General features: G+C 58.9%; 19 protein-coding genes and 2 tRNA genes. 9 read left to right on the top strand and 12 right to left on the bottom strand.

All coding sequences use genetic code 11. From position 1 onward, the window contains the following. Positions 1–4 precede the first annotated feature (4 nt). Positions 5–1,051 (bottom strand): lipoyl synthase, encoded by a 1,047-nt coding sequence (lipA, locus tag ABJM11_RS12750; RefSeq protein WP_348296267.1) that lies wholly within the window; start codon positions 1,049–1,051, stop codon positions 5–7. Between the two features lie 134 nt (positions 1,052–1,185). Continuing rightward, positions 1,186–2,463, bottom strand: a complete 1,278-nt coding sequence (locus ABJM11_RS12755; protein ID WP_348296268.1) for an aminotransferase class I/II-fold pyridoxal phosphate-dependent enzyme — start codon at positions 2,461–2,463, stop codon at positions 1,186–1,188. Positions 2,464–2,706: 243 nt separating this feature from the next. On the opposite strand from ABJM11_RS12755, the gene ABJM11_RS12760 reads away from it, so the two are divergent. The 5 genes from ABJM11_RS12760 to ABJM11_RS12780 are packed head-to-tail and all read left to right on the top strand — an operon-like array spanning position 2,707 to position 8,193. Next, a complete protein-coding gene (locus tag ABJM11_RS12760; protein ID WP_348296269.1) occupies positions 2,707–4,356 on the top strand; it encodes a peptide ABC transporter substrate-binding protein in 1,650 nt (549 codons plus the stop codon). An 8-nt stretch (positions 4,357–4,364) separates the two neighbouring features. Continuing rightward, positions 4,365–5,285, top strand: coding sequence for an oligopeptide ABC transporter permease OppB (oppB, locus tag ABJM11_RS12765; RefSeq protein WP_348296270.1), 921 nt, complete (start codon positions 4,365–4,367; stop codon positions 5,283–5,285). Further along, entirely contained in the window at positions 5,285–6,217 is a 933-nt protein-coding gene (gene oppC, locus ABJM11_RS12770) for an oligopeptide ABC transporter permease OppC (protein WP_348296271.1), read from the top strand. The genes oppB and oppC overlap by 1 nt, the downstream gene beginning before the upstream one ends. An 18-nt stretch (positions 6,218–6,235) precedes the next feature. Beyond that, complete coding sequence (locus tag ABJM11_RS12775; protein ID WP_348296272.1) at positions 6,236–7,204, top strand: oligopeptide/dipeptide ABC transporter ATP-binding protein; 969 nt, start codon at positions 6,236–6,238, stop codon at positions 7,202–7,204. Continuing rightward, complete coding sequence (locus tag ABJM11_RS12780) at positions 7,201–8,193, top strand: oligopeptide/dipeptide ABC transporter ATP-binding protein (RefSeq protein WP_348296273.1); 993 nt, start codon at positions 7,201–7,203, stop codon at positions 8,191–8,193. The genes ABJM11_RS12775 and ABJM11_RS12780 overlap by 4 nt, the downstream gene beginning before the upstream one ends. Before the next feature lie 26 nt (positions 8,194–8,219). On the opposite strand, the gene ABJM11_RS12785 is transcribed toward ABJM11_RS12780, so the two are convergent. The 10 genes from ABJM11_RS12785 to ABJM11_RS12830 all read right to left on the bottom strand — a co-directional run bounded on the left by ABJM11_RS12785 (position 8,220) and on the right by ABJM11_RS12830 (position 16,328). Further along, the gene (locus ABJM11_RS12785; protein ID WP_348296274.1) at positions 8,220–9,044 is read right to left on the bottom strand and encodes a PA14 domain-containing protein; all 825 of its coding nucleotides are present in this window, start codon (positions 9,042–9,044) and stop codon (positions 8,220–8,222) included. A 214-nt stretch (positions 9,045–9,258) separates the two neighbouring features. Beyond that, a tRNA-Met gene (locus ABJM11_RS12790) sits at positions 9,259–9,335 on the bottom strand. Positions 9,336–9,424: 89 nt separating this feature from the next. Continuing rightward, complete coding sequence (gene ychF / locus ABJM11_RS12795; protein WP_348296275.1) at positions 9,425–10,516, bottom strand: redox-regulated ATPase YchF; 1,092 nt, start codon at positions 10,514–10,516, stop codon at positions 9,425–9,427. Positions 10,517–10,553: 37 nt separating this feature from the next. Further along, a complete protein-coding gene (pth, locus tag ABJM11_RS12800; protein WP_348296276.1) occupies positions 10,554–11,141 on the bottom strand; it encodes an aminoacyl-tRNA hydrolase in 588 nt (195 codons plus the stop codon). Between the two features lie 30 nt (positions 11,142–11,171). Then, complete coding sequence (locus ABJM11_RS12805) at positions 11,172–11,825, bottom strand: 50S ribosomal protein L25/general stress protein Ctc (protein ID WP_348296277.1); 654 nt, start codon at positions 11,823–11,825, stop codon at positions 11,172–11,174. A 156-nt stretch (positions 11,826–11,981) separates the two neighbouring features. Continuing rightward, complete coding sequence (locus ABJM11_RS12810; RefSeq protein WP_348296278.1) at positions 11,982–12,932, bottom strand: ribose-phosphate diphosphokinase; 951 nt, start codon at positions 12,930–12,932, stop codon at positions 11,982–11,984. A 52-nt stretch (positions 12,933–12,984) separates the two neighbouring features. Then, positions 12,985–13,059 (bottom strand) — tRNA-Gln (locus ABJM11_RS12815). 19 nt (positions 13,060–13,078) lie between these two features. Next, positions 13,079–13,936: a 4-(cytidine 5'-diphospho)-2-C-methyl-D-erythritol kinase gene (gene ispE / locus ABJM11_RS12820; protein ID WP_348296279.1), complete on the bottom strand. Its 858-nt coding sequence runs from the start codon at positions 13,934–13,936 to the stop codon at positions 13,079–13,081. Continuing rightward, a complete protein-coding gene (gene lolB / locus ABJM11_RS12825; protein WP_348296280.1) occupies positions 13,933–14,571 on the bottom strand; it encodes a lipoprotein insertase outer membrane protein LolB in 639 nt (212 codons plus the stop codon). Before lolB ends, ispE begins: the two co-directional genes overlap by 4 nt. After that, a complete protein-coding gene (locus ABJM11_RS12830) occupies positions 14,568–16,328 on the bottom strand; it encodes a tetratricopeptide repeat protein (protein ID WP_348296281.1) in 1,761 nt (586 codons plus the stop codon). Before ABJM11_RS12830 ends, lolB begins: the two co-directional genes overlap by 4 nt. A gap of 225 nt (positions 16,329–16,553) precedes the next feature. Here ABJM11_RS12830 and hemA point away from each other — a divergent pair, with 225 nt between their 5' ends. From hemA to ABJM11_RS12850, 4 genes are read left to right on the top strand one after another with little or no spacing between them, the layout of a single operon-like run. Continuing rightward, positions 16,554–17,843 (top strand): glutamyl-tRNA reductase, encoded by a 1,290-nt coding sequence (gene hemA, locus ABJM11_RS12835; protein WP_348296282.1) that lies wholly within the window; start codon positions 16,554–16,556, stop codon positions 17,841–17,843. Then, on the top strand, positions 17,840–18,925 hold the full coding sequence (gene prfA, locus ABJM11_RS12840) for a peptide chain release factor 1 (RefSeq protein WP_348296283.1): 1,086 nt from the start codon (positions 17,840–17,842) through the stop codon (positions 18,923–18,925). Before hemA ends, prfA begins: the two co-directional genes overlap by 4 nt. Continuing rightward, complete coding sequence (gene prmC, locus ABJM11_RS12845) at positions 18,918–19,769, top strand: peptide chain release factor N(5)-glutamine methyltransferase (protein ID WP_348296284.1); 852 nt, start codon at positions 18,918–18,920, stop codon at positions 19,767–19,769. The genes prfA and prmC overlap by 8 nt, the downstream gene beginning before the upstream one ends. Continuing rightward, a complete protein-coding gene (locus tag ABJM11_RS12850; RefSeq protein WP_348296285.1) occupies positions 19,756–20,514 on the top strand; it encodes a molybdopterin-synthase adenylyltransferase MoeB in 759 nt (252 codons plus the stop codon). Before prmC ends, ABJM11_RS12850 begins: the two co-directional genes overlap by 14 nt. Positions 20,515–20,523 lie beyond the last annotated feature (9 nt).

The raw sequence follows: 20,523 nt of genomic DNA on the forward strand, positions 1-20,523 counted from the left end.
AGTCTCAGTCAACAGCTTTCACGGGGATCTGCTGTGCTTTCGATGAAGCGGGGACTTCCGGCACGGCAAGGCCAAGGTTGTTCTTTTCGAACACCCGGTCGGCGCGATAGCTGGAGCGAACCATGGGGCCCGACGGCACTTCCATGAAACCTTTTTCCAGGCCGATGTCACGGTAGCGGTTAAAGTCTTCCGGGGTCACGTATTTCTCGACCGGCAGGTGGTTCTGAGTCGGACGCAGATACTGGCCGAGGGTCAGTATGTCGACATCGATGGCCCGCAGGTCATCCATGGTCTGTAGTATTTCTTCCTCGGTTTCACCCAGGCCCAGCATCAGGCTGGTTTTGGTGAGTACGTCGGGGCGGTACTTCTTCGCATGGGCCAACACGCTGAGGGTTTTTTCATAGCCGGCACGGGGGTCCCGCACCCGGGTGGTCAGGCGCTTCACCGTTTCCACGTTCTGGGCAAACACGTCCAGGCCGGAGTCCACTACCTTCTCGACGTGTTCCATGACCGCGTCGAAATCCGGTGTCAGGGCTTCGACGGCGACATGGGGTGTGCGTTCCTTGATGGCGGATACGCAGGCGGCGTAATGGGCCGCCCCACCGTCGTCCAGGTCGTCGCGATCCACGGAGGTGAGCACGATGTATCGCAGGCCCATGAGTTCTACCGACTTGGCGGTATTCTCAGGCTCTTCGTGATCCAGCCAGCCTTTGGGGTTGCCGGTGTCGACGGCGCAGAAACGGCAGGCGCGGGTGCAGACCGACCCCATGACCATGATGGTGGCGGTACCATTGGTCCAGCACTCACCGATGTTGGGGCAGTGGGATTCCTGGCACACAGTGCTCAGGCGATGCTCGCTCACGTTTTTGCGTACCGATTCGTAACGCTCGCCACCGGGCATGCGGGCCCGGAGCCACGAGGGCTTGCGCTGAGTTCCGGTATCAATAATGCCTGATCCCGAGCGCTTGATTCCGTCCTTGATGGCGGAAAAGCCATGCTCGTTGCGGAACTTGGAACCACTGGTAACACGGGGTTTGGCGCTATCGTTCATTACAACTGGACTCTTTGCGGCGGACTCGGGTTTGGCTAACTTTAAAGGGTAATCCGCACCAGTGGAGGATACAAGACGGATAGGGATAATCACGGGGATTCCGGGCACGACCTTCGTCGTACCCGGAGGCTGATTCAGGCCGTGGCCTTTTCCAGTGCCTGACTGATATCGGCAATGATGTCGTCTACGTGCTCAATACCAATCGACAGCCGCACCAGATCCTCGCTGACGCCGGCACTTGCCAGCTCTTCCGGATTCAACTGCCGGTGAGTGGTGGTGGCCGGATGGCAGGCCAGGGATTTGGCATCGCCAATGTTTACCAGACGATAGATCAGTTGCAGGGCATCGATAAACTTTGCGCCATTTTCTTTGCCACCGGCGATGCCGAAGCTGAGGATACCGGAGGCGCGGCCGCCGCAGATCTTGTCGCAGGTAGCCTTGTAGGGGCTGTCTGCCAGGGTGGCGTAATTTACCCACTCAACCGACGGGTGCTCCTGCAGGTAGTTGGCCACTTTTTCTGCGTTCTCGCAGTGGCGCTCCATGCGTAGGCCAAGGGTTTCCAGGCCTTGCATGATCAGGAAGGCATTAAAGGGCGCCAGGGCAGCGCCGGTGTTACGCAATGGAACCACGCGGCAGCGGCCGATGAAGGCTGCTGCGCCCAGGGCTTCGGTGTACACCACGCCATGGTAGGACGGGTCCGGCTCGTTGAGCATGGGGAATTTCGCCTTGTTGGCGGCCCAGTCAAATTTTCCGGAGTCCACTACCACACCGGCAACCGTGGTGCCGTGGCCGCCGATATATTTGGTCAGTGAGTGAACCACGATATCAGCCCCATGCTCGATAGGTCGGCACAGGAACGGCGTTGCCACGGTGTTGTCGACGATCAGCGGAATACCGTGCTTGTGGGCAATTTCCGCCCAGCGCTGGATATCCACCACATTGCCCGCCGGGTTGCCAATGGACTCGCAGAAGAGGGCGCGGGTATTGTCGTCGATGGCTTTCTCCACCGCGTCGAAGTCATCGTGCCTTACCATTCGGCAGTCGATACCCTGATTCGGCAGCGAGTGGGCAAACAGGTTATAGGTGCCACCATAAAGCTGGCCGGTGCTGACAATGTTGTTGCCCACCTTGCAGATGGTCTGCAGGGCATAAAGGATAGCAGCCATGCCCGAGGCCACCGCCAGTGCACCCACGCCGCCTTCCAATTGCGCCATACGCTCTTCCAGTACCGCGTTAGTAGGGTTCATGATACGGGTATAGATATTGCCCTGAACCTTCAGGTCGAAGAGGTCGGCACCATGCTGGGTGTCGTCGAAGGTGTAGGAGGTGGTCTGGTAGATGGGGGTGGTAGCGGCGTTGGTGGTTGGGTCGCCGTTAAAGCCCGCGTGGAGTGCGAGAGTTTCCGGTTTCATGATAGTGCATCCCTTTTGTTTTGGTGGGTACTGGTATTGAGGCTGAACATCCCCCGGAGAGTATGCCACAGGCGAGGCAATGTGAGCAGAGTTTCATCTTCGCCCTGTCAGCTTGTTACTTCCTTGATTTCGCGCTAGCTTCGGTCAGATATGACCTTTATCAACCAGCAAGAAAAAATCACCAGAAGGTGCGGGCCGCCCGGGAGGGGCATACGTCACCCAGGCCAGGCCGTTCTGGTTTTGATGGTATTGCTGACACTGGCAGCCTGCGGTGACCAGAGCACGAAAAAAGCCGGTGATGCCGCCCTGGCCGCTGCTGATATCAATGCACCGGAAGCGCGCCTTCAGGAGCACCCGGAAACCGGCGAGAAACTGGCCCGCAGGCAGGTGCTTGTCCGCGGCAATGCCAGTGAGCCAGCGTCGCTGGACCCTCAACTGGTAGAGGATACCGTGGGCGGCGCTATTGTGGTCGATCTGTTCGAGGGGCTGACCCGCAGCGGCCCCGATGGTGACACCGAACCGGCGCTGGCCAGGTCCTGGGCTTCATCGGATAACAACCTGACGTGGACCTTTTACCTGCGCAAGGACGGCCGCTGGAGTGATGGCGCAGGCGTAACTGCCCACGACTTCGTATACGGCTGGCGGCGGGCCGTGGACCCAGAGGTGGGTTCCAACTACGCCTATTACATAGAATCCGCCGGGGTGGCCAATGCCGATGAGATCATCGCCGGGGAGAAATCACCGGAAACACTGGGTGTGCGTGCCCTTGACGATTTCACTTTCGAAGTGTCGCTGGATGAGCCGATCACCTACCTGCCGGACATGACCGTGCACTACACCATGTTTCCCGCCCCTCGGCAGGCGATTGAAGCCCATGGCGCGGACTGGACAAAGCCCGGCAACATGGTCTCGAACGGTGCCTACCAACTGGATACATGGCATCTGGGGGAGAAGCTGGTTGCGGCCCGCAATTCCCACTACCGCGCGGACGCCCAGACCATCATCGACCGGGTGGTATACGTGCCCATTGAGTCCGCCTCTGCCGAACTGCAGCGTTACGCCAGTGGTGAGCTTCACATGACATCCACAGTGCCGGTATCGCAGATGGCTCGGCTGAAGAAGGAGCGGCCCGATGAGTTGGTGATGGCTCCCAGCATCGCCACCTACATGTACACCTTTAACGTCAACCGGCCGCCGTTTGATGACGTTCGCGTTCGCCGGGCTCTGACCTACGCCATCGACCGGAACATTATCGTCAGCTATATCACCCGGGGCGAACAGATGCCGGCTTTCAGCCTGACTCCACCCTACGTCAGTGGCTTCGATTTCCGCCAGCCGGACTACGCCACCTGGAGCCAGCCGAAGCGGGACGAGCTGGCGCGCGAGGAGCTTAGAAAGGCCGGTTACACGGAGGACGAACCATTGGAGTTCGAGCTGCTCTACAACACCGATGAAAGCCACAAAGCGCTGGCCATTGTGATCAGCCAGATGTGGAAGGAAAAACTGGGCGCAAACGTCACCATCAGCAACCTGGAGTGGAAGACGTTCCTCTCGGAAAAACAGGCCGGCAACTTCGGTATTGCCCGCCATGGCTGGAAAGGGGACTACAATGAAGCCTCCACCTTCCTGACATTATTGACCAGTGACAGCGGTAACAACGACGGTGGCTGGAGTAATCCCGAATACGATCAACTGCTGCTGGACGCCCGTTCCAGCGAGGATCCGAACCCCTATTACGTGCGGGCGGAAGAAATCCTGTGGCAGGAGTTCCCGGTGGCGCCGGTGTATTTCAATACCACTGTGGCCCTGGTAAGCCCAATGCTGAAGGGCTATCCGGAGAATAACCCCCGAAATATCGTCTACAGCAAGGATATGTACATCACTGCGGACTGAGGGAAGCCATGTTCAGTTTCATAATCCGGCGTTTGCTGGTGGCGGTGCCCACTGTGCTGGCCTTGATTACGGTCTCGTTCGTGCTGATGCATGCAGCACCGGGTGGCCCGTTCACCAATGAGCGTAATGTGCCGGAAGCGGTGATGGAAAACATCGAGGCCAAATACAACCTGGATAAACCCCTGTGGCAGCAGTATTTCATCTACGTGGGTAATGTCGCGCAGGGCGATCTGGGGCCCTCGTTTCGCTACAAGGACTTCACGGTCAACGAGCTGATCGAGTCCAGTTTTCCCCGGTCTGCCTATATCGGGGCCTGGTCTTTCCTGTTCGTAGTGGTGTTCGGAGTCGGGCTGGGTGTCCTCGCCGCCCTGAAACAGAACCGATGGCCGGACTACACCGTGATGACCGCTGCCATGACCGGGGTGGTCTTTCCCAACTTTGTGATGGCGCCGCTACTGGTTCTGCTGTTTGCCGTCACCCTGCGCTGGCTGCCCGCCGGCGGCTGGGAAGGCGGGCAGGTGGAATACATTGTGATGCCCATCATCGCCATGGCGACGTCCTACATTGCCCAGGTGGCGCGGATCACCCGCAGCAGCATGATCGAGACGCTGCGCAGTCCGTTTATCCGCACTGCGCGGGCCAAGGGGATCCCCCGGCACAAAATTGTACTGCGCCATGCCCTCAAGCCGGCACTGATACCGGTAGTGTCCTATTTGGGGCCAGCGTTTGTGGGCATCATTACCGGGTCGGTGATTATTGACCAGGTGTTCTCCACCGGTGGCATCGGCCAGCATTTCGTCAACGGAGCCATCAATCGCGATTATTCACTGATTCTCGGAATCACCATTCTGGTGGGCATACTCACCATTTTGTTTAACGCCGTGGTGGATATTCTCTATACCTGGCTGGACCCAAGGGTGCGTTACTGATGTTTTTCTCGGACAAGCACGCAGGCATGGGCGAGCTGGCGGACACCCTGGCAGAGGATGCCTATACCGAAGGGCGCAGCCTCTGGCGTGACGCCCGCCGGCGGTTCATGAACCACCGGGCGGCGGTGGCAAGCCTGGTGGTACTGGCCCTACTACTGTTGTTCGCCGCCTTTGGCCAGCACCTGTCGCCGTGGGACAACGAATCCATCGACTGGGCCAGCCTGCCTAACCTTGATGAAGACGGTGTGCCGAGCCTGGCCAGTCAGCACTACTTCGGCCTGGACCCCATTGGCCGGGACCTCTACCAGCGCACTGTCCAGGGCAGCCGGATTTCCCTGATGGTAGGTGTTCTGGGAGCGTTGACGGCAGTGGTCATCGGTACGCTGTATGGCGCCATCTCGGGCTATGTAGGTGGGCGCACGGATGCCATCATGATGCGCTCTCTGGAGGTGCTCAGCGCCTTCCCGTTCATGTTCCTGGTGATCGTGTTGATGGCGGTATTCGGACGGAATGTGCTGCTGATCTTCGTAGCTATCGGAGCGGTGAGCTGGCTGAACATGGCTCGCATCGTGCGCGGCCAGACACTCAGCCTCAAGCGCAAGGAATACATTGAGGCGGCCATGGCCGTGGGGGTGCACCCTTTTCTGATCGTGCTACGCCATATCGTCCCCAATGTGCTGGGGGTGGTGATTGTCTATGCCACCTTACTGGTTCCGGAAATGATCCTGTTCGAGTCCTTTATCTCGTTTCTCGGGCTGGGGGTGTCGGAACCCTACACCTCCTGGGGCGCGCTGATTTCCGAAGGGGCCGACGCCATGTGGACCGCCCCCTGGACGCTGATCTTCCCTATGCTGATGCTGGTGCTTACCCTGTTCTGTTTCAATTTCCTTGGCGACGGGCTGCGGGATGCCCTCGACCCCAAAGACCGCTGAGCTGGCAGGAACCGTTCTATGGCAATGCTGGAAGTCAACAACCTGAAAGTGGACTTTGACACGCCAGACGGCACCCTGCAGGCGGTGCGAGGCCTTAGTTACCACCTGGAAGCCGGGCAGACCCTGGGCATTGTTGGGGAGTCCGGTGCCGGCAAGAGTCAGGGTGTGTTTGCCCTGATGGGCCTGCTGCCGGACAACGCCAGGGTGAGTGGCGAGGTGATGTTCGAGGGAGAGCAACTGCTTGCCCTGCCGGAAAAACATATGAACCGGATCCGTGCGGCCCGCATCGGTATGATCTTTCAGGACCCGATGACCTCCCTGAACCCCTTCATGAAAGTCAGCGACCAGCTCACCGAGGTCCTGGTGCAGCACAAGGGCATCAGCCGCAGGCAGGCGCTGCAAGAGTCCCTGCAGATGCTGGATGCCGTACGCATTCCCGAGGCCCGAAGCCGTATTCACCGTTACCCTCACGAATTCTCCGGTGGCATGCGCCAGCGGGTGATGATTGCCATGTCCCTGTTGTGCCGGCCGCGGCTGCTGATTGCGGATGAACCCACCACCGCCCTGGATGTCACGGTACAGGCCCAGGTGATGGGCCTGCTGCGGGAGCTGCAGCAGGAATTCAACACCGCCATCATCCTGATCACTCATGATCTCGGGGTAGTGGCCGGGAGCTGTGACCAGACCCTGGTAATGTACGGCGGCCAGATGATGGAATACGCCGCTACGCGTGACCTGTTCCGCGATCCTGCCCACCCCTACACCAAAGGGCTGATGGGGGCGATTCCTCGTATCGACGAGCAGGTCGACGAACTGGTGACCATCCCCGGCAACCCGCCCAACCTGATGAACCTGCCGCCCGGTTGTCCTTTCTTTGCCCGTTGCCCGGTGGCTGAGCCCCGCTGTTACTACGAACTGGACCCACCGGAGCATTTTGAGCCGGAGCGGATCAGGGTATGCAACCTGCCTCGGGAGGTCATTCGATGAGCGAACCGCAGCCCCTGCTGGCGGTTGAAAACCTGCAGGTGACCTTCGACATCATGCCTCGCAATGCCTGGCCCTGGAGCCGTCCGCAGAAACTGCGGGCGGTGAACAACGTCAGCTTCACCCTGAACGAGGGTGAAACCCTGGGCATTGTCGGCGAATCCGGCTGCGGTAAGTCTACCCTGGCAAGAGCCATCATGGGCATGGTACCGAGTCAGTCGGGAAAGGTACTCTGGCTGGGGGAAGATCTGCGGGGCCTGACCCTGAAACAACTGCGCAAACGCCGACGGCGCCTGCAGATGGTGTTCCAGGACCCGCTTGCCTCCCTGTCCCCGCGAATGACTGTTGGCGACATCATCGCCGAGCCCCTGCGCACCCATTGCCCGGACATCAGGGGAGCCGAATTACGGAAAAAAGTGGATGCCATCATGGACCGAGTTGGACTGCATTCACACCAGAAGAACCGGTATCCTCACGAATTCTCTGGCGGCCAGTGTCAGCGGGTGGGTATTGCCCGGGCACTGATTCTGGAACCGAAACTGATCATCTGCGATGAACCTGTTTCCGCCCTTGATGTGTCGGTACAGGCCCAGGTCATCAATCTGCTGAAAAGCCTGCAGAGGGAAATGGGGCTTTCACTGATCTTCATCGCCCATGATCTGAGTGTGGTCAGGCACATCAGTGACCGGGTGATGGTGCTGTATCTGGGCAACGTGGCTGAAAACGCCACGCGGGCCGAACTGTTCACCAACCCCCGCCATCCATACACTCAGGCCCTGATGGCCGCCGTGCCGATTCCCGACCCGGAGAGGGAGCGGGCGAAACCCCCGGCGGAACTGGAAGGCGATCTGCCATCGCCCATGGACCCGCCAAGCGGTTGTGTGTTTCGCACCCGCTGCCTGCTGGCAACAGAGTATTGCAGCAGGGAAGTGCCGGCGCTGGAAGACAAGACCGGGGAAGGGCATTGGGTGGCCTGTCATTATGCGGAGTGAGCTCCGTCATGAGAAGGCCGCCTGAATTACTCCAGTGATTTGGACACAATGGCTGACGGGGAGCTTTCCCGGCCACTTTGGTCTACCACGGTGATTGCGAAGTACCAACGCCCCTTGGGCAGATTCTGAAAAGTGTAGGAATCCTGGTCGCTATCTATTCTATGGATCTTCCCGAGTTTTTTTGCGCTGTTGCCGTACAGGATTCTGTAATGATCAATTTCACTGAGGGCTATCGATGTCCCGTCCATTCGGGTCAGCGGGGCGGTCCACGACAGGCTTATGCTTTTGTCGGATGCTTTGGATACCAATAGCGCAGGCGGTTGGGAATCGGGAGTGACTACGGTCTTCGAGATGGAAATGTCAGTGCCATTGGCTAGGTCGGTAATGGTCAGGTATGCAAAAGCACTGCCTTCGTTGTCGTAATACTCCATGATCACCGGTACGCGCTGCCCGGCACGCAGTGAAACGGCGTGACTGTGATGTTGTTTGCCCTGGCGCTTCCATTGGTTGATAACGGCCTGATTACCGATATGCAGCCTGACACCGTCGTCGGTGGTGGTGGTGAACCGGTATTGCCGCGTTCCGCTTCGATGGGGTGCGGTGAACAGCCCGCTCCAGCGCACGCTAAAGTTATTCGCCGGGACACCTTTTATGGGATTGCCGGCGCTCCAGTTAAAATTGATATCAGAGTCGACGCGGGAGTGGACCAGGTAATTGAAGTTATTGCCTTTATGGTATTCGCCGAAAAAACCGGGAGAGGGACTTGTTTTGTTGTTGGCTATAGTGGTGACGGGGACGGTACTGGCGAGAAAAAGGGAGCCTGCAATGCAGATCAGTTTTCTGAGAGTCATCGTGAGCCTCTTTTAATTTTTTTAAGCAGGAAGCGCTATTCCGGAGCGAACCTCTATGCGGATTAAAAGTGTGGAGTATGCCGGCCTGGTTTTTATAAAACCGGGAGTAGGGTAGACCTGTTAGTGCGGAGTGTTTAATTAAGAATTGTTCAGTTTGTAACCGGGCAGGTATTAAAAAAGGGCCCACGCTTGCGCGAGGACCCTTTTGTAATACTGGTAGCAAGGGGCGGAGTCGAACCGCCGACCCCGGCATTATGAGTGCCGTGCTCTAACCAACTGAGCTACCTTGCCATTTCGTTGCGGGACAAGCCCAAACGAGGCGCGTATTTTCAGTATTTGGGCCCCTGCTGTCAAGGCTTGGGGGCCGGTTTTTCAGAAAATTACACGTTAAAGCGGAAGTGGATGACGTCGCCGTCCTGGACGATGTATTCCTTGCCTTCCAGGCGCCATTTGCCGGCATCCTTGGCGCCGGCTTCGCCGTTGTATTTGACGAAGTCATCGTAGCTCACCACTTCGGCGCGGATGAAGCCACGTTCGAAGTCGGTGTGGATCACGCCGGCGGCCTGGGGCGCGGTGGCGCCGACACGTACGGTCCAGGCGCGAACTTCCTTCACCCCGGCGGTGAAGTAGGTCTGCAGGTTCAGCAGTCCGTAGCCGCCCCGGATGACCCGGTCCAGGCCCGGTTCATCCATGCCCATTTCTTCCAGGAACATCGACTTTTCGTCGTCTTCCAGCTCGGAGATCTCGGCTTCCATCTTGTTGCAGATTGGGACCACAACCGCGTTTTCGGATTCCGCGATTTTTCGCACCGTATCCAGGTGCGGATTGTTTTCAAAACCGTCTTCGCTGACGTTGGCGATGTACATGGTCGGCTTCACGGTCAGCAGGCACAGCTCGCGGATCAGTGCCATCTGATCCTTGTCGAGGTTCATGCTGCGCACCGGCTTGCCTTCGTTCAGCACTGGCATCAGCTTTTCGAACATCTCCAGTTGCGCTTTGGCTTCCTTGTCGCCGCTTTTCGCCACCCGCTGGACCCGCTTGATGGCTTTCTCGACGGTCTCCAGGTCGGCCAGGGCCAGTTCGGTGTTGATCACGTCGATGTCCGAGGCCGGGTCGATCTTGTTGGCCACGTGAATAACGTTGCCGTCTTCGAAGCAGCGTACGACGTGGGCGATGGCATCGGTCTGGCGGATGTTGGCCAGAAACTGGTTGCCCAGGCCCTCGCCCTTGGAGGCGCCCTCTACCAGCCCTGCAATATCCACGAACTCCATGGTGGTGGCGACCACTTTTTCCGGCTTCACGATCTCGGCCAGTTTGTTCAGGCGCGGATCGGGCATGGCAACCACGCCGGCATTGGGTTCGATGGTGCAGAAGGGAAAGTTTTCAGCGCCAATGCCGGATTTGGTCAGCGCGTTGAAAAGGGTGGATTTGCCGACGTTGGGGAGGCCGACGATGCCGCAGTTAAATCCCATGGAATGCCTCTGCTGGGTATGAAAAAATTTGGCCGGATTATACCGGTTTGAAGCTGTGCAAGCGATTCATCGCAGCCGGAAGTTTGCCGTTGGCGGCATCGGGCAGCACGCGGATGATCTCATCAATCACGGCGTTGAGCTCTTCGGTTTCCCGTTTACCCAGGCGGCCGAGTACGTAGCCGGTGACCTGGCGGCTGTCGCCGGGATGGCCAATGCCGATGCGAAGTCGCTGGAAATCGTTGGTGCCCAGGTGGGCAATGGCGTCCCGCAGTCCGTTGTGTCCTCCGTGGCCGCCGCCTTTCTTGAGCTTTGCGGTGCCAGGGGGAAGGTCGAGTTCGTCGTGGGCAACCAGGATCTGTTCGGGCAGAATCTTGAAAAAGTCTGCCAGTGCCTTGATGGACAGGCCGCTGCGGTTCATATAGGTGGACGGGGTCAGCAAGTGCAGGTCGAGACCCTGCATCTGGATGCGGGCGTAGAGCCCGTGGTACTTCTTTTCGGGACGGAGCGTCTGGCCCGCTTCACGGGCCAGAGCTTCGACGAAAAGGGCGCCGGCATTGTGGCGGGTATTCGCATAGTCGGGGCCGGGATTACCCAGCCCCACCACCATGAGGATATCCTGTGCCATTGACCGTTGCCCTCATCCGTACAGGAGCGATTACTCCTTGTCTTCGCCTTCTTCACCGGCTTCGCTGTCTTCGCCTTCACCGGTATCTTCGGTCTTGGCAGCGCGAGGCTTGTGGATGGCCACTACGGGCAGGTCGTGATCTTCGCCCTGCAACAGGGCAGCAATACGAACGCCTTTGGACAGCTTCAGGTCGCTCAGGTGAATGACCTGATCCATTTCCACTTCGCTCATATCAACTTCAATGAACTCTGGCAGGTTCTGCGGCAGACAGATGACTTCCACCTCGTTGATCTGGTGGTGAGCAACGCCGCCCTGGAGTTTGATGGCCGGTGCAGTATCTTCGTTCAGGAAGTGCAGCGGTACGTTAACGTGGATCTCATGATCCTTGTCAACGCGCAGGAAGTCGGCGTGGGTCAGCAGCGGCTTGTACGGGTGACGCTGCAGATCCTTCAGGATCACGCTTTCTTTCTTGCCTTCCAGTTCGATGGTCAGAACGTGCGAGAAGAAGGCTTCGTTTTCCAGAGCCTTTTTCAGCTCGTTGTGCCAGATGGAAATTGGAGTGGCTTCTTTCTTCCCGCCATAGATGATGGCCGGAATTTTACGCTCCTCACGACGCAGGCGGCGGCTCGCACCTCTCCCCTGATCGCCACGAGGAAATGCTTCGATAAGAAATTCCTGAGACATGGTTATAACCTCAATTTTCACCTGAGCGGCCCGCGACCAGGTCCTGAACAGGTGACATTTGCGAAATGCCGGAAGCTTTTCCGGCGGACTAAACAGACCGGGAGCCCACTGGGCTCCCGGTCCGGATTCTTCTCTGTAAATCAGGCTGTTAGCTGATCAGGCGTTCTCGAACATCGCGCTGATGGACTCTTCGTTGCTGACGCGACGAATGGATTCCGCGAGCAGTCCAGCCATACTGAGGATGCGGATCTTATCACAATTGTGTGCTTTGTCACCCAGGGGGATGGTGTCACAGACGACCAGTTCGTCGAGTTCGGAGGCGTTGAGGTTGTCGACAGCCGGTCCGGACAGGACGGGATGGGTGATATAGGCAACGACCTTGGCGGCCCCATGTTCCTTGAGGGCATTGGCGGCTTTGCAGAGCGTGCCGGCGGTATCGATGATGTCGTCCACCAGAATACAGGTCTTGTCTTTCACATCGCCAATGATGTGCATGACCTGCGATACGTTTGCCTTCGGGCGCCGTTTGTCGATGATAGCCAGGTCGGCATCGTCCAGGCGCTTCGCCACGGCGCGGGCACGAACAACGCCACCCACGTCAGGAGATACCACAACAAAGTTTTCAAAACGCTGCTTCTCGATATCCTCGAGCATCACCGGGGTGGCATAGATGTTATCCACCGGAATGTCGAAGAAACCCTGAATCTGGTCGGCGTGCAGGTCGAGTGTCAGAACCCGGTCTACGCCAATGCTGGAGATCATGTCTGCGACCACTTTCGCGCTGATGGCAACACGGGTGGAACGAACGCGGCGGTCCTGACGGGCGTACCCGTAATAGGGGATAACCGCGGTAACCCGGGTGGCGGAGGCACGACGCAGGGCGTCAGCCATCACGATCAGTTCCATCAGGTTGTCGTTGGTGGGGTTGCAGGTGGGCTGGATGATAAAGACATCATGCCCGCGAACGTTTTCGTTGATTTCGACAGTAGTTTCACCGTCGCTGAACGTTCCAACGGTGGCCTGGCCCATGGGGATATGAAGTTTCTGGGCGATGGCCTTGGCAAGCTCTGGATTGGCGTTGCCGGTAAAAATCATCAGTTTGGACACGACGGCATCCTTCTCGGTATCGGCGTTTGATTCAGAAGAAGCGGGAGAAAGGTGGCTGGGGTGGCAGGATTCGAACCTGCGCATGACGGGATCAAAACCCGTTGCCTTACCACTTGGCGACACCCCAGTATCGTGCTTTTTTGGCATCATTTCAGCTCTGTCAGCTTTTTGTGAAGTGGTGAAATATTCACCCCTTGAGCTACGAACCCCGTGATGCCGGAGGGTTTGCTTTCCCAGATAATCCGGGCTGCGGATTCTGTCGGGAAACGTCCAAATATGCAAGCCCCGGTTCCGGTTAATCTTGCAGGTCCGAATTGTGCAAGCCACTCCAGGCTTTGATGAACCTCAGGATACAGTCTTCGAACTACATCCTCACAGTCGTTTCGGTACCTCGAGGCGTCTCCCTCAAAAGCGGGCGCTATTTTGATTCCGGGGGTATCCCTTGTCAACCCTTGCTCGGAAAAAATCTCTTTAGTGCTTATATTGCAAGGTGGTTTTATAACCAAAAACCAGTCTTCGGGTGGGGCGGCATTGGTAAGACGTTCACCCACACCCTCTCCCCAGGCTGAGTGACCATGAATGAACACGGGTACGTCTGCGCCCAGGGCCAGGCCGAGCTCTGCCAGCTCTTCCAGGGAGCGGTTCAGGCCCCAGAGGCGGTTCAGCCCCAGCAGCGTGGTGGCGGCATTGGAGCTGCCGCCACCGAGTCCTCCGCCCATGGGCAGTTTTTTGTCGATGGCAATGCTGACGCCGGCAAGGGATTTATTGGCGGTTGCGGCCAGTTGTCGGGCTGCACGGACGATGAGATTTTCTTCGTCGGGCACGCCGGGCACGGATTGCCCGAGCACAATTCTGCTATCACCGCGGGGCGTCAGCGTGATGGTGTCACCATAATCCAGGAACTGAAACAGGGTCTGGAGTTCGTGGTAGCCATCGGGCCGGCGACCAAGAATGTGCAGGAACAGGTTCAGCTTTGCCGGCGAAGGTAGTACCAGGCTGGTCACCGGCGATTTCCTTCCGCCTGCTGCCAGGTGGTGACTACAACCCGCACGCGCTTCTCCCCCTTGACGGCGGTGATGCGTGCCGGCAATGGCGGGTAATCGTCGAGGAACGTTTTCCAGCGGTCGTAGCGGATTTCCCAGCCCAGCTGGCGGATGACGGCCAGTCGGTCCTGGTCATCGAAGAACAACCGGAAATCGCCTTCAGGGCCAGGCAGCCCCCTTATCCACCAGGCCAGGCTGTCTATGGGAAGCTGCCAGCCGGTGGCGGCGTTGACCAGTGCTTCAGGGTCGCCGGACTGGTAGCGCTCGCCGTCCGGTAGTGTGAGCTCGATAAAGCCGGGCACGCCTTCGAGGGTGGTGCGCCCCATGCCGAGGAAGGACGAAGACAGCGCCAGTTCGTACGCCTCCTGATCCTGTTTCCAGTAGTTGATTACGGCAGTGCCGCTGTCCGACGGTTGGCGGACAGCCAGCTTGCCTGTCAGTTCCCAGTGCCGGAACTGGTCGCGGCGAGCGCTGGTTGAGCTCCAGTCCGCCGGGGGCTGCTCGGTCAGGCCTTCGGGCAGGGGGTCAACCTGCAGCGAGGTACAGCCGCCCAGAAGCAGTGCTGCGAGGGTCAGGGCAATGGCGGGAAATCTCACGGGGATTGCTCCCCGGTCAGCCTCTCAACGGTCTCGATCAGGATCGGGTGGTCCGGGTCCTGCTCGAAGCCTTCTTCCCAGATGATGCGGGCCTGTTCCTCCTCGCCGGTCTGCCAGAGTACTTCGCCGAAGTGGGCGGCTACTTCCGGGTCAGCGTAGGCTTCCCAGGCGCGGGAAAGGTACTCAAGGGCCTTTTCGGTTTCACCCTGCTGATAGAGTACCCAGCCCATACTGTCGAGGATGGCCGGGTTTTCCGGGTCGATTTCCAAAGCCCGTTCAATATAATTCCTGGCTTCCGCGTAGCGATCCGAGCGGGTGGTGATGATGTAGCCCAGGGCGTTGAGAGCGACGGCGTTCTGTGGCTGCTCTTCGATGATCCGTCGCAGGTCTGCCTCTGCCTGCTCCGGCCGGTCCATGGAATCCAGCAGCATGGCCCGCGCATAACGGATGCGGATATTGGCCGGGTAGTCTTCAAGGGCTTTATTGGCGGCTTCCAGCGCCTGCTCATTCTGCTCCCTGTCCAGTAGCAGGTTGATTTCCAGCAGATGAAAGTTCTCTTCCTGCTCGGGGTTGTTGTTTCTCAGTTCCCGTATGGTGACCAGTGCCTCGTCAAGCTCGCCCTGTTCCGCCATGAGCTCGCTCGCCCGGGCCAGGGCAGGGAAGTAGTAGTTGCCTCTCTCCACGTTCTGGTAGAAGCCGATAGCCTGCTCGGTGTTGTTTTCCTCGTCCGCAATCCGGCCCAGGTAATAATGAGCTTCGTCGGTATGGTGGCCCTGTTCGATCAGCCGGGTCAGTTCGTTCTCGGCCAGCGCACTCTGGCCGTTTTCAAGCGCCACAAGAGCGTGGGAAAGGCGCAGGCCGGGCACGTTAGGGAAGCGCCTGACCAGGCGGCTGAATTCGTCTTGGGCGGCCTGCAACTCGCCTTCACCAATCAGCATTCGGCCATAGAGGGTGCCCATCTGGCGGTTATCGGGGAAGCGCCGGGTGTGACGCAGCAGGTGATCCAGGGCCTGGCGTCGCTCGCCAACCTGGTACAGCAGGTCGCCTTTCAGAACCAGGGCGGGCTGGAAATCGGGCTCAGCCTCCAGCAGTGGAGCCAGTTTGTCCAGAGCCTGCTGAGGTTCGCCGGTCACCTTCATCAGCAGGGCAATGCTGTACTGAAGTTCGGGGTTGCCCGGATGCCGTTGTTCCATCTGCCGGTAGAGCTGGAGCAGTTCCTGTTGCTGCTCTGGTGGCAGATTGCCGGCCATGGCGGCGAGGCTGTCAAAGTCTGCGTCGCCGCCCAGGTCCATGATGCGTTCCATATGACCAATGGCCGTTTCCAGGTCGTTGTTCTTCACCGCCTGGATGGCCAGCACCCGGTGTGCCTGCATGTTGTCCGGGGCCACTTCCAGCCAGAGGGAGGCCAGTTTACGCTGGGCATTGTCGGCATTGAGGGACTGCGCAATGCGCATGGTTCTTTCGATCACCGCCTTGTCGCGGGACTGCTGGGCCGCTTTCATGTAGTTGACCAGCGTAACGTCAAAGCGCCCCCGCTGGGCTGCTATCTCGCCCGACAGGAGCAGATAGAGTACTTCCGGCTCGAAGTCGGCGTAGCGGATTTCAGCTTCCTGTTTTTTTTCCGCCGATGGCTCACTGTTTTCGGTGTTCTCCAACGATGGGTCGGATGGCTGCTCCTGGTCACCCTGGAGGAAAGCGCAGCCGGACAGGGAAAGCCCGAACAGGCAGGTAACAAGCAGTAACGCGGACTTTTGCATGCAACATCCCATAATCTGTGTACAGTGCACCTGAACGGCCGGAAGCGACTCTGGCGGCAGTCTCAGATGTGGCGAACGAGGCTCTATGATGGCACAAGCGCCTGATATTGCCCAACCTGTCAGCAGTTCCCGATATCACGTTGGTTTTGGGTGGCGATAGAAGCCCCTGACCGTTAAAATACCACTAATACACTGTCTTCAGGCATAAGGTAGTCCAACCCCGATATGGCACTGGTCACCCTCGGAATCAACCATCGTACCGCACCGGTCGAGTTGCGTGAGCGCGTCGCGTTCACTCCCGAGCGCATGGCTGAAGCCTTTGCCGAACTGCGCGCCACTTCCGGGGCAAGCGAGGCGGCCATCCTGTCGACCTGCAATCGCACGGAGCTCTACCTTGCCGGTGATGACGATTGTGCACCCGCCGTGCTGCGCTGGCTGGCAGGGTTTCACGACATGGAGGCCGGGGACCTGGAAGAGGTGCTTTATATTCATCGGGATTCGGACGCTGTGCGCCATATCATGCGGGTAGCGGCCGGCCTGGATTCCATGGTGCTTGGTGAGCCGCAGATTCTGGGCCAACTGAAGGACGCCTACGCTCTGGCGCGGGAGCATGACGCCAGCGGAGCCTTCCTCTCGCGGCTGTTCGAACAGACTTTCTCGGTTGCCAAGCGGGTTCGCACCCAGACAGCCATAGGAGAGAATCCGGTGTCGGTTGCCTACGCGGCCGTCAGTATGGCTCATCATATATTTGCGGACATGTCCCGCAACAAGGCCCTTCTGATCGGCGCTGGCAAGACCATTGAACTGGTCGCCCGGCATCTGGCGGATGCCGGGGTGAAGAACTTTCTGGTTGCCAACCGTACTCTGGACCGCGCGCAGGCGCTGGCGGAATCCCGTGGCGGGAAAGGGATCCTGCTCTCGGAAATTCCCGACCACCTGGCTGATGTGGATATCATCATTTCGTCCACCGCAAGCCCGCTGCCGATTCTGGGTAAGGGTGCCGTGGAGCGGGCGCTGAAAAAACGCAAGCACCGCCCCTATTTCATGGTGGATATCGCGGTCCCCAGGGACATTGAACCGGAAGTCAGCTCCCTGGCGGATGTCTACCTCTATACCGTGGATGACTTGCGACAGGTGATTGAAGAAAATGTGCGCTCCCGTGAAGGGGCTGCGCGCGAAGCAGAAAATCTGGTCACCGACGGTGTCCACCAGTTCCTCAGTCAGCTGCGGGCGCTGGATGCGGTGTCTACCCTTAAACAATTCCGGCAGCGTGCAGAAACCCTGCGTGATGTGGAAGCCGAGAAGGCGATCCGCGCACTGCGCAATGGTGCCGACCCCGAAACCGTCTTGCGGAGCATGGCCAGGGGGTTGACCAACAAGCTGCTCCACGAACCTTCTATTCAGGTCAGGAAGGCAACCACCGAAGGCAGAATGGAAGTCACCGAGTGGCTCCGAGAGCTGCATCAGCTTGATGCGCTGGATGCCGACGCGCCCATCATCCCGGAAAAACTATGAAGTCATCGATTCAGTCACGCCTTGAGCAGCTCACCGACCGCTTCGAGGAGGTCAGCGCGTTGTTGAGTGATCAGGGTACTATCGCCAATCAGGATAGGTTTCGGGATCTTTCCCGGGAGTTCGCCGAAATTGAGCCCATTGTTCACTGTTTTCAGGCCTGGCAGAAATCCCGTGAGGACGTCGAAGAAGCCGCGGAACTCGCCCGCGATGGCGACGCCGACATGCGTGCCATGGCGGAAGAAGAGCTGAGCCTTGCAGAGAAGAAAAGCGAGGACCTGGACGAAGAGCTCCAGCGCCTGATGTTGCCGAAGGACCCCAACGACGGCAAGAACGTGTTCCTTGAGATCCGTGCGGGCACCGGTGGTGATGAGGCCGCCATTTTTGCCGGCGACCTGTTCAGAATGTACATGCGTTACGCCGAGCGCCAGCGCTGGCAGGTGGAAGTCATCAGTGCAAACGAGGGAGAGCACGGCGGTTACAAGGAAATCATCGCCCGCATTGCCGGCAGCGCCGTATACGGCGTCCTGAAGTTCGAATCCGGTGCCCACCGGGTGCAGCGGGTGCCGGAAACCGAGTCCCAGGGTCGTATTCACACCTCGGCCTGTACGGTGGCGGTGATGCCGGAAGCGGACGAAGCCGAGGCGGTAGAAATCAACAAGGCCGACCTGAGGGTGGACACCTTCAGGGCCTCCGGTGCCGGCGGACAGCATGTGAACAAGACGGACTCCGCCATTCGTATCACCCATATTCCCACCGGAATTGTGGTGGAATGTCAGGAGGAGCGGTCCCAGCACAAGAACCGCGCCAAGGCCATGAGTTTTCTGGCTTCCCGTCTCCAGAACGAGGAAATCGAGCGCCAGCAGAAAACCATGGCGGCCACCCGCAAGAGCCTGGTAGGGAGCGGTGATCGATCAGAACGCATACGCACCTACAACTTTCCCCAGGGCCGGGTGACAGACCATCGCATCAACCTGACCCTGTACAAGTTGGACGAAGTGATTTCCGGTGATCTGGATGCCATTGTCGTACCCCTGCAGCAGGAACATCAGGCCGATCTTCTGGCCTCGCTGGCTGATGAGTGACGCCCGTTTATCCTGTGAGGCGCTGCTGAAAGAGGCCGCTGAACTCATCGGTGGCGACACTCCGCGCCTGGACGCCGAGCTATTGCTCAGCTATGTGACCGGCTGGTCCCGGACCTCCTTCCGGGCGTGGCCTGAGCGTGATCTGAACGCCGGCCAGGCCGCCCGCTTCTGCCGCCTGGTGGACCGGCGTTGTGAGGGACATCCGATAGCGCATCTTCTGGGCGAGCAGGAATTCTGGTCGCTAACACTGAAGGTTACCCCGTCCACGCTTATCCCCCGACCCGATACCGAGTGTCTGGTGGAAGTTGCCCTGACGCTGGAGTTACCGCCCAATGCCAATGTGCTGGATCTCGGTACCGGCACAGGTGCCATCGCGCTTGCACTGGCCAGTGAGCGGCCCGGCTGGCAGATCTCGGCAAGCGATGCTGTCCCCGAAGCTGTAGATCTGGCCACCGAAAACGCCACCATTCAGGGCCTGCCGGTGATGGTGCGGCAGAGCAACTGGTTTGCTGAATTGCCGCCTGGGTCCTTTGATCTGATTGTCTCCAATCCGCCGTACATTGCGGACAGCGACCATCACCTGGGCCAAGGAGACGTGCGGTTCGAGCCGTCGTCCGCGCTGACAGCCGGCAAGGATGGGCTGGACGATATCCGGCGTATCACCGCTGAAGCACCGACCTGGCTCTCACCGGGTGGCTGGCTGATGCTGGAACATGGCTATGAACAGGGTGCGGCAGTGCAGCGGCTTTTCACCGAGGCCCGCCTCACCGGTGTGGAAACCCGCCAGGACTATGGCCGGCGTGACCGCTTCACCATTGGGAGAAAACACCATGCTCAACGATGAAGAACTGCTGCGGTACAGCCGGCAGATACTCATGCCCCGGTTCGACGTTGCTGGCCAGTCCAGCCTTAAATCTGCGCGGGTGTTGGTGGTGGGCGCCGGTGGTCTGGGTTGCCCGGTAGCGCTCTATTTAGGGGCGGCGGGGATCGGACACCTGACTCTGGCGGATGACGACAGCGTGGAAGTGGCCAACCTGCAGCGCCAGATAGCATTCGAGCAGTCCGATCTTGGCGAGTCCAAAGCCGAACGCCTGGCTGATCGTGTGCGCCGCATAAACCCGGAAGTATCAGTAACTGCATTGACCGAACGGCTGGAAGGGGACGAGCTAGAGCGTCAGGTCGATTCTGTCAGTCTGGTGGTTGACTGCACGGACAACTTCAATACCCGTTTCTCCCTCAACCGAGCCTGCGTAGCGGCCCGCGTACCACTGGTATCGGGTGCCGCTATTCGTGGCGAAGGGCAATTGTCGGTTTACGACGTCCGTGATGACAGCAGCCCCTGTTATCACTGTCTCTACCCGGAGCAGGGCAACGAAGACCTCACCTGTTCCGAAGCTGGGGTTATCGGCCCACTGGTTGGGATGGTCGGTGCTTCTCAGGCCATGGAAGCGCTCAAGGTAATTACCGGCATTGGCAAACCATTGACTGGTCGTCTCCTGATTCTGGATGCCTGGCAAATGGAATGGCGGGAAATGAAACTGGCAAGAGACCCGGGTTGTCCTGTCTGTAGTCGCAGAGAGTCAGCATAAGGCAGGGTC

This window comes from Marinobacter sp., from assembly GCF_039977835.1.
Lineage (GTDB): Bacteria > Pseudomonadota > Gammaproteobacteria > Pseudomonadales > Oleiphilaceae > Marinobacter.

What these genes read in the sequence shown, in the direction of transcription:
- lipA (WP_348296267.1), bottom strand. Translation starts at nt 1,051, where the DNA reads ATGAACGATAGCGCCAAACCCCGTGTTACCAGTGGTTCCAAGTTCCGC.
- ABJM11_RS12755 (WP_348296268.1), bottom strand. Translation starts at nt 2,463, where the DNA reads ATGAAACCGGAAACTCTCGCACTCCACGCGGGCTTTAACGGCGACCCA.
- ABJM11_RS12760 (WP_348296269.1), top strand. Translation starts at nt 2,707, where the DNA reads ATGGTATTGCTGACACTGGCAGCCTGCGGTGACCAGAGCACGAAAAAA.
- oppB (WP_348296270.1), top strand. Translation starts at nt 4,365, where the DNA reads ATGTTCAGTTTCATAATCCGGCGTTTGCTGGTGGCGGTGCCCACTGTG.
- oppC (WP_348296271.1), top strand. Translation starts at nt 5,285, where the DNA reads ATGTTTTTCTCGGACAAGCACGCAGGCATGGGCGAGCTGGCGGACACC.
- ABJM11_RS12775 (WP_348296272.1), top strand. Translation starts at nt 6,236, where the DNA reads ATGGCAATGCTGGAAGTCAACAACCTGAAAGTGGACTTTGACACGCCA.
- ABJM11_RS12780 (WP_348296273.1), top strand. Translation starts at nt 7,201, where the DNA reads ATGAGCGAACCGCAGCCCCTGCTGGCGGTTGAAAACCTGCAGGTGACC.
- ABJM11_RS12785 (WP_348296274.1), bottom strand. Translation starts at nt 9,044, where the DNA reads ATGACTCTCAGAAAACTGATCTGCATTGCAGGCTCCCTTTTTCTCGCC.
- ychF (WP_348296275.1), bottom strand. Translation starts at nt 10,516, where the DNA reads ATGGGATTTAACTGCGGCATCGTCGGCCTCCCCAACGTCGGCAAATCC.
- pth (WP_348296276.1), bottom strand. Translation starts at nt 11,141, where the DNA reads ATGGCACAGGATATCCTCATGGTGGTGGGGCTGGGTAATCCCGGCCCC.
- ABJM11_RS12805 (WP_348296277.1), bottom strand. Translation starts at nt 11,825, where the DNA reads ATGTCTCAGGAATTTCTTATCGAAGCATTTCCTCGTGGCGATCAGGGG.
- ABJM11_RS12830 (WP_348296281.1), bottom strand. Translation starts at nt 16,328, where the DNA reads ATGCAAAAGTCCGCGTTACTGCTTGTTACCTGCCTGTTCGGGCTTTCC.
- hemA (WP_348296282.1), top strand. Translation starts at nt 16,554, where the DNA reads ATGGCACTGGTCACCCTCGGAATCAACCATCGTACCGCACCGGTCGAG.
- prfA (WP_348296283.1), top strand. Translation starts at nt 17,840, where the DNA reads ATGAAGTCATCGATTCAGTCACGCCTTGAGCAGCTCACCGACCGCTTC.
- prmC (WP_348296284.1), top strand. Translation starts at nt 18,918, where the DNA reads ATGAGTGACGCCCGTTTATCCTGTGAGGCGCTGCTGAAAGAGGCCGCT.
- ABJM11_RS12850 (WP_348296285.1), top strand. Translation starts at nt 19,756, where the DNA reads ATGCTCAACGATGAAGAACTGCTGCGGTACAGCCGGCAGATACTCATG.